Genomic DNA, 11,111 nt, shown 5'->3' on the forward strand with positions numbered 1-11,111 from the left:
AACAAAATAATACCAATGCGACGCATTTGATTGTAAAGGTTATAAGGTGGATTTAGCCCGCCCGGCCTGCAGACGGGCCCGGATTCCGTGCGAGACACGCGTGATCATCGGGCGGGGGCGTCCGGGCCTTTCCAGTCGCCCTGGCATTCCACGGATGGAAGGGGGACCAGCCAGGCCTCGGCGATCTGCTGACCTCGGCCACTTCCGCCCAGGCCCGGTGTGGCGGTGAAGGCGACGCGCAAGCGTCCCCGTTGGACAAGGCGCCGTGGTATGGCGACCTGTTCGAAGGCCGGGTTCCCCGTGCGGGGGTGGAACGCCTGCACGACCTCGCCGCCCGCGCGCACCTCTATGGCGCGCGCATAGCCTTCGCCCGCCCAGGTGTAGCGCAGGCACCAGGCTGCCTTCTGCGGCAGGTCGGTGTAGAGCAGTTCGAGGGGACGCTCGTAGAGGCTTTCGGCATACGTCAGTTCGGAAAGGTGCCAGCCGTGCTCGGGCAATCGGTCGGCGATTCCGTCGATGGCGCCGAGCCGGCCCTGCACGTCGGCCTGGCTGCCCTTGCCGGTGACGAGGTGCGGCTGGCGGCCTGGCTGGCCGAGATCGTCGTAGTAGGCTTTCCCGGCCCGGTCGGCCCGGTCAGCCAGGCGTTCGAGGGCCTGCGCACGCGCCGCTTCGTCGGGAAGGGCAAGCCCGGCCGCGATCCCCGCCTGGATCGCGGTGCGATCGGACAGCGTGGTCATCGCACGGTCGAGGTTTGCGCCGCGCTCCCAGTTCGAGGCGCCGTGCCGTTCGACGCTGAGCTGCAGGCGCGCGCGGGCGAAAAGCCGGTCGCCGAGACGGTCGAGCCGGGCCGCGAGCGCGAGTGTGGGGGCGTGGGGCGCCTGCGCGTAGATCGCCTCGGCGCGCGCGGCTGCCTCTTGCGCGCCGATCCGGCCAGCTTGCGCGAGCGCGCCGCGTGCTGCGGTATCGGCGGCCTGCGCGGCTTTCCAGCGGCGCGCGACAAGTGCGTCGTAGACCGCGCGGTAGCGATAGAGATCAATGCGCCAGTCGGCCCAGGGGGCGGGGCTGAGGTCTTCCACCCAGCGCAGCGTGGCGGGGATGTCACGGTTGCTTGCCGGATCGCCGCGCCAGCCCGCTTCGAGCGCTTCGGGCACCGCCACGAAGCGATCATCGCCGATGAAGAGGCGGGCATAGCCCAGCGCGATGTCGGAAGGGCTGCGCGCCGGGTCCCAGGCGAGCGCGAGCCACTGCGCCACGTTCCAGTCGTCGTTCACGCCTTCGGAATAGGCGATGAAGCCGCGCGCGCCGGGGGTCTGCTGGGCGAAGGCGCGGGCCATCGCGGCGGGGCGCGGGTTCACCGGTTCGCGCCCCTGGGTGAAGGCGAAGGCGGGCGACCAGTCCATGACCGGCATCTGCGCGTGCATCGCGTGCGCCGTGTCGGGGTAGAGTTCGAGAGGCACGGCGGCACCGATCCGGGCGCGGTGCTCGGCGATCGTTGCACGGGTCTGGGGGCCGACGAAGACGGCGCTGAGCCACTTGGGCCGCTTGCGGACTTCCCCGAGGAAGGCGTCGAACCCGGCGGCGTCGAAGCCTTGCGAGGAGACGAGGATCTCGGCCTTCGGGAATTTCGCGCGCACCGTCTCGGCAAGGCGTGGGAGCAGGCGGAACAGCACCTCGGGCGCGGTGTGGCCGGGATCGCCGCCGGGAAAGTAGACGGCGTCGAGCGCGGGAAAGCGGGCGGCGAGCGCGGCCATGTCGGCCTCTTCGGCGGCCATGTCGCTGGCCTTGGTGTAGTCGCGCAGCAGCGGCTGGAACAGCGCGACCTCGAGCCCGATTTCATGGGCGTGGCGCGCGGTGGCGAGTATCGCGTCGAGCGCGGGGACCGGCGCCAGCGGCGAGGCGGCGGCATCGTCGGAGACGGGGCCGATGAGCTGGATGCGGTTGGCGCCCAGGAGCGCGAGATCGTCGACGTGGCGGGCCAGCATCGCCGGGGTCCAGGCATCGAAGCTGTTGTTCTTCGCGCGAATGCCGATCTGGTCGCCGCGCACGGCGAGGGCGGGCTCGGCGCGCACCGGGGCATCAAGCGTCAGATGGTCCTTGTCGAGATGCGAAAGCAGCCATCCGGCCGCGTAGACGAAGCCGCGCGGCATCGCGGCGCCGATCGTGATCTGCGCGCCGTGGTGCGTTCCGCGCGCGATGGTGTAGCCCTCGCCGAGACCGGGAGCCGCGGCCATCGCGATGGTGAGCGTGCAGTCGCCCGCCTCGGCCGCGAGCTTCGCGGCGAACCCGCGCTCCTCCAGTCGGCTCGCCAGCAGGCGCGCGGCGGGAAGGGCGGGGCCTTGCGCGGCGATGCAGGTGCGCCCATCGAACGCGAAGCGGTTCGCGGCCTCGGGGTGGGTCGCGCCGCACAGCGCGAAACCCAGCCCCGCGAGCGTGGCGAGGACCGCCAGGGCGGCGAGCCCGCGCGCCGCCAGCGTCACGTGCGGGCGGCGTCGGGACGGGCGGAAGGCGCGCGGCCGAACGCGGTGTCGGGCCTGGCCTGCATGTGGAAGGTCAGTTCCCCGCCTTCGGCCAGTTCCGAATGGCGGATCCAGCAGCGCTCGAGCGGCGTGCCGTTCCATTCGACGCGCCCGTAATAGGGCTTGTCGGGGCCGTTGTTGAGCGCGCGGATCGTCAGCGTGCGCCCGTTCTCGAGCCGCACGGTGGCGGTATCGAACAGCGGGCTGCCCAGGACGTAGACCGCGCTCACCGGGTCGACCGGGTAGAAGCCCATGGCCGAGAGGATGAACCAGGCGCTCATTTGCCCGCAGTCGTCATTGCCGATCACGCCATCGGGCTTGGCCGCGTACATCTCGGTCAGGAGGCGGCGGACCATCCCTTGCGTCTTCCAGTGCGCGCCGGACCAGGCATAGAGGTAGGCGACGTGGTGCGAGGGTTCATTGCCGTGCGCGTACTGGCCGACCAGCCCCGAGATGTCGGGCGGGGCGTTGTCGGGCAGCGTCGAGGGCGCGTTGAACAGCGCGTCGAGCTTGGCTTCGAAGGCGGTGTCACCGCCCATCGCGGCGACGAGGCCGGGCACGTCGTGCTGGTTGAGGAAGGTGGCCTGCCAGCCGTTGCTCTCGGTGTAGTCGCGCCACTGCTTGGGCGCATGGCCGAGCTGGATCGGGTCGTAGTCGGCCCAGAAGCTGCCGTCGGCGAAGCGCGGCACGGCAAAGCCGCGGCGGGTGTCGAAGACGTTCTTCCAGTTGCCCGAGCGTTCGAGCAGGCGCGCCGCGCCCGCTTCGTCGCCCGCAGCCCTGGCGATCTGCGCGCCGGCATAGTCGTCGTAACTGTATTCGAGCGTGCGGCTGACGCTCTCGAAGACCTCGTCGGCGGGCACGTAGCCCTGCTTGTCGTACTGCGGGATGCCCAGGCTGTTGTCCATCGTGGGCGTGGTAAGGTCGAGCGCGCGGCGCTTGATGTCGGGCCAGGCGGCGGCGTAGTCGGCCTCGATCCCCTTGGCGAGCGCTTCGGCGAGGACGGGCACCGCGTGCCAGCCGATCATGCAGCCGGTCTCCACGCCCTGGAGCGGCCAGACCGGCGGGCCATAGCGGCTCTGCTGGGTCTGGCGGATGAGGTCGGACACCATCTCGCGCGCGAGCGCGGGGCGCAGCAGCGTCTGGAGCGGGTGGAAGGCGCGGTAGGTGTCCCACAGCGAATAGGCGCTGTAGGCGTTCTCGCCCGCGGGCAGCCGGTGCACTTCGTGGTCGAGCCCGACATAGCGCCCGTCGACGTCGGAGAAGAGCGTGGGCCCCATCGCGGCGTGGTACTGCGCGCTGTTGAAGATCGTGCGCTGCGCCGCGGTGCCGCCGGTCACGGTCACGCGGCCGAGTTCGGCGGCCCAGACCTTCGCGGCTTCGGCGCGCACGCGCTCGAAGGCGAAGTCCGGCGCTTCGGCGGCAAGGTTGGCCCTGGCGCCCGCGACGTCGACGCCCGAGACGGCGGTGCGCAAGGTAATCGGTTCGGCGCCGGCATCGTCGAACCAGGCGACGGCCTTCAGCCGCTTGCCCAGGATCGCGCGGGTGCCGGGCGCGGCGGGGGCGTCGTCGTCGCCGAAGAAATCGATGCGGTCGGGCTGGCGCGAGAACTGCATTGCGAAGTAGATCCGGCGGCCCTTGGCCCAGCGAAACACACGGCGCGTGCCGGTCAGCGTTCCGTCGTCCGCGAGTGTCAGTTCGGCATCGTCGATGAGCGGGGCGTGGTCGGAGCTGTCCTTGACGAGGTGCGAGAGGTCGATGACGAAGTGCCCGGCGCCCTTGGGGAAGGTGTGGCGCTGCAGGCCGGTGCGCCTGGTGACCGTGAGCTCGCTGCGCACGCCGTTCTCGAGCGCGACCGCGTAGTAGCCGGGCTCGGCCACTTCATCGGTGTAGCGCAGGCGGTAACCCTCTTCGGGGGAGTCGAGGCCACCGGGAACGAGGCGCAAGCTGCCCCGGCAGGGCTGGACGAGGACGTCGAGCATGTCGCCGATGCCCGTGCCCGAAAGATGCGTGTGGCTGAAGCCCATGATCGAGGCGTCGCCGTGGTGGTAGCCCGAGCAGGTGTCCCAGCGCGCGACGTCGGTGTCGGGGCTGAGCTGAACCATGCCGAAGGGCATCGAGGCGCCGGGGAAGGTGTGCCCGTCGCCGCCGGTGCCGATGAACAGGTCGGCCTTGCCTTGCGTCTTCGCGGCCGGGGTGGAGCGTGCCCAGCCGCGCGAGGGGGCGGCCGCCAGCAGCGGGGCGGCGAACAGGGCCATCCGGCAGGTTCCGGTGAGCAGGGCGCGGCGGGCGAGTTGGGTCATGCGAAGGGTCCCCTAGTGGACGTGGCGTCGGCCCGGAAGCCGAAAGGGAAGGGCTTCAAATACAGGTACGCCTGCCGTGTCGGGGGACACGGCAGGCGTCTTGCGCGGGAGCGGGAAAGGGAGGAGCCGAACCCGTCCCCGCGCAAACCGGTTCAGAAGTTGAACTGGGCGGTGGCCGAGAAGACGCGACCGTTCTTGTAGAAGGCGGTCGGCGCGCTCTTGGTGCCGCTGTAGGAGTAGTAGGTGGAATCGAGCAGGTTCTGCGCGTTGGCGTGCACGCTGAAGTGCTCGTTGACCTTGTAGGCGATCGAGGCGTCGAGCTGGTGGTAGCCGTCGGTCGAGTCCACCGAGTTCAGGCGGCCGATGCCGGTGAAGTAGTGGCTGCGCCAGTTCCAGCTCACGCGCGCCTGGAACGGACCGCTCTCGAAGTAGGGGATCACGTTGATCGTGTGGCGCGAGAGGTAGGGCAGGTTGAGCACGTTGCCATCGGCGTCGGTACCCGCAGTCGCATCGGCGAAGGTGTAGTTGGTCTGGATACCGAAGCCGCCCCAGATCGGGGTCTGGAAGGCCACCGAGACACCGTTCACCGTCGAGTCCGAGGCGTTGACCGGGTGCGAGACGATATAGCTCTCGTTCTGCTGCGTCAGGTTGTTGAACAGGGTTTCGTCGCTGGTCGTGGTGACGATGTACGAACTGATCTCGCGACGGAAGTATTCCACCGAGAACAGGCCGCCCGGGCGGAAGTACCACTCGGCCGAGAGCTCGTAGTTGGTCGATTCGTACGGATCGAGATCCGGGTTGCCTCCGCTCGCGGTCAGCTGCGTGTCGTTGCGGCTGAAGGCGCCGGCCAGCTGCGAGTAGCGGGGACGGGCGACGACCTTGGCGATCGAGCCGCGCAGCTTGATCTGGTCGTTGATGTCCCAGCTTACGTTGATGCTGGGCAGGCCCTTGAAGTAGTCGTTCTTCGCAGTGGTGGGGGTGTAGGTGTCGCTCTCGGCGGTGTAGAGGTAGTAGTCCGAGATGTCCTGCGTGTAGACCATGCGGTAGCCCACGTTGCCACGGATCGGGCCGGTCTCGAAGTCGAGCTGGGCGTAGAAGCTGGCGGTCTTTTCACGCACCTTGAACGAGGAACCCTCGTCGAGGCCGGTGTCGACGTAAGTGCCGTTTTGGAGCGCCGAGATCACGTCGCTGGAGGTGAGCGTGGCGAATTGGTTCGAGTTGCCGGTGGCGCCGAGGCCGCTGAACAGGCCCGAGGGGCTCAGGACGTAGTCGAAGTCCGAAAGGTCGAGGTAGTCCGAATACCAGACCTGCGAGCCGGTCACCACGAGGCTGTTCTCGTGGGTCGAGGCCTTCACGCCCATTCGCACGGCGCGGAAGAAGTCATCCTCGACATCCCACTTGCCGTCGATCTGGCCGTAGAATTCCTCGTCCTTCTGCTTCGAGGTGGCGATGCCGCCGAGCTGGTAGGTGCCCGAATCCTTGCCTTCGGCGCTGCGGAAGAAGGCGGTCGGATCGGTCGGGTCGGTCGAATAGGTGACGTCGGTCGAGTTGGCCGAGTAGCTGTAGCTGAACGGCATGTTCGACTGGACGTTCATCAGGTATTCGGGGTCTGTGCCGCCGGTCGCCTTGCTCCAGCCGCCGTTGGCCGAAAGCGTGAAGCTGTCGCTCGCGTGCCAGGTGGTGGCGAGGTTGTAGCTGTCGTTGGTGACCTTGGTCTTGCGGTAGTTCATGTCCAGCTCGGAGCTGGTCGAGGGCAAGTCGGTCGAGCCGAAGGTGGCGTCGGTGATGAGGCCGTTCGCGATCGTCGCCGAGGTCAGCTGGCTGGTGGCCCAGCCGGGGACGACGAACTGCGAGCGGCTGAAGTTGTTGTAGGTGCCCTGGATGTGCATGCCCGTCAGCGCCATGTCGAAGTCGGCGGTGGGGGCCCACTGCACGGCAAACTGGCCGCCGATACGCTCACGCGTCTGCTTGAAGTAGGCGTGGTTGATGCCGTAGGGATAGCGCGCGTTGGCGAGGTCTTCCAGGCTGCCGCCGGTGATCACCGCATCGGGATTCTTGAGGGCATAGTTGCCGTCGGCGTCGGTGGTCAGGAAGTCCGAACCGCTCGAGTAGCCGAAGTACTCGATGCCCGCGCGGGCCAGCGAATCCTTGTCGTAGGTGCCCGCGACGAGGATGCCGAAGGTGCCTGCGTCGTTCTTCCAGCTGTACATCAGCGAACCGCGCGGGTTGCCGATCTTCGAGCGGTCGTTGTAGTTGTAGCCGAGCGAGCCCGAAATGGTGTTGGCCTTGAGATCGAGCGGCTTGCGCGTGCGCACGATCACCGTGCCGCCGAGCGAGCCCTCGTCGATCCAGGGTTCGGGCGACTTGTAGACCTCGATGCGGTCGACGATCTCGGGCGCCAGCAGCGAATAGTTGAAGGTGCGGCCGGTGACGTCGCCCGAATTGCCGCCCCAGTCGGCCGAGGCGACAGAGTGGCCGTCGATGAGGATGCGGTTGAGCGCGGGGTCGGTGCCCTGGATCGAGACGCGTTCGCCGACGCCGAACTGGTGGTCGACGCTGACACCCGGGATGTGGGCGAGCGATTCGGCGACGTTGCGATCGGGGAACTTGCCAATGCCCTCGGACGAGATGACGTCGACGACGGCGTTGAGGTTGCGCTTGACCTCGATCGCGTTCTTCAGCGATTCGCGGATGCCGCTGACGACGATTTCACCGCCGCTCGACTCGCTGCTGGCGGAAGCGTCCGACGCGGCGTCGTCTTGCGCCAGGGCGGGTGTGGAAAGTGCGAAGAGTGCCGTGGTGGTCAGCAGTATGCATCGAGCGAAAGCCATATCTCGTAACCCCTCATATCGGGCAGCGCGCAAAAAGGCTGCCACACGCGTCCCTGTCGATTGGCGCTTTTGCTTTGTCTTGATCCTTCGATAAGACCAATCTAGCGCCTTAAGAGATACCTGTTCTGTCACAAAATTTTAATTTGTCTACCAAAATTTCGCGCTTGGTTTTCGGCGGAAATCCCGGAAATCAGCCGTATCACGTAGAATTTTGTTGATTTGTAGTGCTCTGAATGATTTTCTTCGCCCCGTGTTGCAGGTAGGTTACGCTTCGTCGTGCCGGCCAAGGTGAGAGTCGGAAGTTACCAAAATAGGTCCGGTAGCGTGCGGGCAATGCTCGCATCGAGGCTCGTATATTCGCTGGGGGGTCCATGCTCGAAGTTGCCATTGAGGATTTGCGGGGGCTGCTGGTTGCTCGTGAGGGCGGCGCGGCCCGAGTGGAGCTGTGCAGCGCGCTCGAGTTGGGCGGGGTGACGCCGTCGATTGGTCTTGTCGGTCAGGTCGTGAACCGCGGTTTGCCGGTGCATGTTCTCGTCCGTTCGCGAGCGGGCGATTTCGTCTACGAGGGGGCGGAGGTCGACGTGATGATCGAGGACAGTCTTGCCGCTATCGCCATGGGTGTGGAGGGCCTCGTGATCGGTGCCGGGGATCGTTCGGGCCTCGATTGCGACATCCTGCGGCGTTGGGTCGCGCGGGCTCGCCAGGCCGCCGACGCGCGCGGCCAGAACCTTTCGTTGACCTTGCACCGCGTCTTCGATCTGCTCGACAATCCGCTGGTGGGGCTGGAAGATGCCATTTCACTGGGTTTCGATCGCATCCTGACGTCGGCCGGGTGTGTCGCGGCTGGCGATGGTCTGGCGCGTTTCGGTGATCTGGTCGGGGGCGCCTCGGGTCGGATCGCGTTGATGGCGGGTGGCGGCTTGCAGCCTGAGGTCGTGGCGGCGTTGAAGGCGGTCGGCATTGGCGAGTTTCACGCATCGTGCCGGGAGGTTTCGTCGGTGCCGTTCGATCCGCGCCTGCGCGAACTGGGCTTTGCGGCGGGGGCGGCGCGCTGCACCGATCTGGCGCGTGTTCGCGCCTTCGTCGCGGCCGCCGGGTAGGCTTGATGTCTGGCCGTCGTTAAGTGCCAATTTCGACTTGAACAATACCAATATATAACTTATGCAATACGGATCTTGCGGAAAACCGCGAATTCTCCGTTTTTGACGGTCCTTCGATACGATCCATCCCGAGGTCGGCGAGGGCCGGGCGGCCCCGTTCCTAGGAGGCATTTGGAAATGACTGTCCTGATGGCAGAAAAGACGCTCATGGCGGCCGAGACGGCCGAGGCCCCCGAGGCCTGCGCCCGTTTCCTGGCGGCCAATGGCGAGGTGCTGGCGAAGCTTGGCGAGGACCTGCGCGCGAACCCGCCCGCGCTGGTGGTTACCTGCGCGCGTGGATCCTCGGACCACGCGGCGACTTATGGCAAGTATCTCATCGAGACGATGGTCGGCGTGCCGGTTTCCTCGGCGGCGCTTTCGGTCGCTTCGGTCTACGCCGCGGCGCCGGTGCCGGGCAACGCGCTCCTCATCGCGATCTCGCAGAGCGGGCGCAGTCCCGATCTCATCGCCACCGCGCAGGCCTACAAGGATGCGGGCGCGCGCGTGGTCGCGCTGGTCAACGACGAGACCTCGCCGCTGGCCGCGATGGCCGATGTGCTGCTCCCGCTCAAGGCGGGCCCCGAGCGTTCGGTCGCCGCCACCAAGTCCTATATCGCCGCGCTGGTCGGCCTGGCCGCGCTGGCCGGGCACTGGGCCAAGGACGCGGCGCTGCTCGGCGCGCTCGAGACCTTGCCCGAAGGCCTCGTCCAGGCGCTGCGCCGCGAGCCCTTCGGCCTTGTGCAACTGCTCGGTTCGGCGACGAACCTTTTCGTCATCGGTCGCGGCTACGGCTTCGCGGTGGCGCAGGAGGCCGCGCTCAAGCTCAAGGAGACCTGCGGTCTGCACGCCGAGGGCTTCAGCGCCGCCGAAGTGCGCCACGGGCCTATGGCCATCGTTAACGCCGGCTTCCCGGTCGTGGCCTTCGCGGGCAGCGATGCCTCGGGCGCGAGCGTGCGCGAAGCGGCGGGTGAATTCGCCGCGCGCGACGCCGCGGTGCGCCAGCTCGATGCCCTGTCGGACGAGACGGGCCAAAGCTTCGCCGCGCTCGCGGGCCATCCCGCCCTCGAGCCGATCCTGATGATCCAGGCCTTCTATCCCGAGGCGAACGACCTTTCGCTCGCACGCGGCTTCAATCCCGATGCGCCCGCGCACTTGCGCAAGGTGACCGAAACGCGATGAGCAACCGCCTTACCTTCGTGAACGGGCAGGTCCTCGTGGCCGGTCAGTGGCAGGACGGGGCGCGCCTCGATCTTGCCGAGGGGCGCATCGTCGCGATTGCACCGGCCAGCGAGGATGCGACGGACGAAGTCGTCGATCTTGGCGGTGGGCGCCTCGTGCCTGGCCTCATCGACATCCAGGTCAACGGCGGCGGCGGCGTCCTGTTCAACGACGATCCCACGCCCGAGGGTATCGCGGCGATGGCCGCCGCCCACGCCGGGCGCGGCACGACCGGAATCCTGCCCACGCTGATCAGCGGTTCGGTGGCGATGATCGCGGCCGGGCTCGATGCGGTCGATGCCGCGATCGAGGCGGGGGTTCCCGGATGCCTGGGCATCCACGTCGAGGGTCCGGTGCTCAACCGCGAGCGCAAGGGCATCCACGCCGAGGACCGGCTGGTTCCGCTCGGCGACGACCTGATCGAGCTGCTCTGCCGTCCGCGCAAGGGGCGCGTGCTTTTCACCATCGCGCCCGAATATCTGGATGACGCGCAGGCCCAGGCGCTCAAGGCGGCGGGCGTGATCCTCTCGATGGGGCATTCCAACGCCGATTACGACACCGCCCGCGAGGCCTTCGCGCGCGGCGTGACCGGGGTGACGCATCTGTTCAACGCGATGTCCGCACTCCACCACCGCGCGCCGGGAATGGTCGGCGCGGCGCTGGAGAACCAGGAGGCCTGGTGCGGCATCATCGTCGACGGGCACCACGTTCACCCCGCCGCACTGCGCGTGGCGCTTGCGACGCGCCCGCTCGATCGCTTCGTGCTGGTCAGTGACGCGATGCCCTGCGTTGGTTCGCCGAGCGACCATTTCCTTCTCGACGGACGGCGCATCACGGTTGCCGGCGGGCGCTGCGTGGACGATGCCGGAACGCTGGCGGGCGCCTCGCTTGACCTTGCCTGCGCGGTGCGCAACAGCGTCGAGATGGTTGGCCTGCCGCTCGAGGCGGCGCTGGCCATGGCGAGCGCCAGCCCCGCCGCCTTCCTCGGCATGGCGGGTGATCGTGGCACGATCGCGCCCGGCCATTTCGCCGACCTGACCTGGCTCGACGCGGATGGCGAGCCGCGCGGCGCCTGGATCGCCGGCCAGCGCGCCGGCTGATCCGCGC

The 11,111-nt window shown here is 67.9% G+C and carries 6 protein-coding genes; 3 read left to right on the top strand and 3 right to left on the bottom strand.

The genetic code is table 11. The features are described from left to right. Window positions 1–104 precede the first annotated feature (104 nt). From HT136_RS06140 to HT136_RS06150, 3 genes are all read right to left on the bottom strand, one after another. The gene (locus HT136_RS06140; protein ID WP_214198685.1) at window positions 105–2,477 is read right to left on the bottom strand and encodes a hypothetical protein; all 2,373 of its coding nucleotides are present in this window, start codon (window positions 2,475–2,477) and stop codon (window positions 105–107) included. Next, entirely contained in the window at window positions 2,474–4,816 is a 2,343-nt protein-coding gene (locus tag HT136_RS06145) for a GH92 family glycosyl hydrolase (protein ID WP_214198686.1), read from the bottom strand. The genes HT136_RS06140 and HT136_RS06145 overlap by 4 nt, the downstream gene beginning before the upstream one ends. Window positions 4,817–4,968: 152 nt before the next feature. Beyond that, the gene (locus tag HT136_RS06150) at window positions 4,969–7,647 is read right to left on the bottom strand and encodes a TonB-dependent receptor (RefSeq protein WP_214198687.1); all 2,679 of its coding nucleotides are present in this window, start codon (window positions 7,645–7,647) and stop codon (window positions 4,969–4,971) included. A 371-nt stretch (window positions 7,648–8,018) separates the two neighbouring features. On the opposite strand from HT136_RS06150, the gene HT136_RS06155 reads away from it, so the two are divergent. From HT136_RS06155 to nagA, 3 genes are all read left to right on the top strand, one after another. Beyond that, on the top strand, window positions 8,019–8,747 hold the full coding sequence (locus HT136_RS06155; RefSeq protein WP_214198688.1) for a copper homeostasis protein CutC: 729 nt from the start codon (window positions 8,019–8,021) through the stop codon (window positions 8,745–8,747). Window positions 8,748–8,936: 189 nt separating this feature from the next. Further along, entirely contained in the window at window positions 8,937–9,965 is a 1,029-nt protein-coding gene (locus tag HT136_RS06160) for an SIS domain-containing protein (protein WP_246543397.1), read from the top strand. Beyond that, entirely contained in the window at window positions 9,962–11,104 is a 1,143-nt protein-coding gene (nagA, locus tag HT136_RS06165; RefSeq protein ID WP_214198690.1) for an N-acetylglucosamine-6-phosphate deacetylase, read from the top strand. Before HT136_RS06160 ends, nagA begins: the two co-directional genes overlap by 4 nt. Window positions 11,105–11,111 lie beyond the last annotated feature (7 nt).

Source organism: Novosphingobium profundi (assembly GCF_018491765.1).
Lineage (GTDB): Bacteria > Pseudomonadota > Alphaproteobacteria > Sphingomonadales > Sphingomonadaceae > Novosphingobium > Novosphingobium profundi.

Bases quoted from the DNA above. Each gene is read 5' to 3' on its own strand.
- HT136_RS06145 (WP_214198686.1), bottom strand. From the start codon at position 4,816: ATGACCCAACTCGCCCGCCGCGCCCTGCTCACCGGAACCTGCCGGATG.
- HT136_RS06150 (WP_214198687.1), bottom strand. From the start codon at position 7,647: ATGGCTTTCGCTCGATGCATACTGCTGACCACCACGGCACTCTTCGCA.
- HT136_RS06155 (WP_214198688.1), top strand. From the start codon at position 8,019: ATGCTCGAAGTTGCCATTGAGGATTTGCGGGGGCTGCTGGTTGCTCGT.
- HT136_RS06160 (WP_246543397.1), top strand. From the start codon at position 8,937: ATGGCAGAAAAGACGCTCATGGCGGCCGAGACGGCCGAGGCCCCCGAG.
- nagA (WP_214198690.1), top strand. From the start codon at position 9,962: ATGAGCAACCGCCTTACCTTCGTGAACGGGCAGGTCCTCGTGGCCGGT.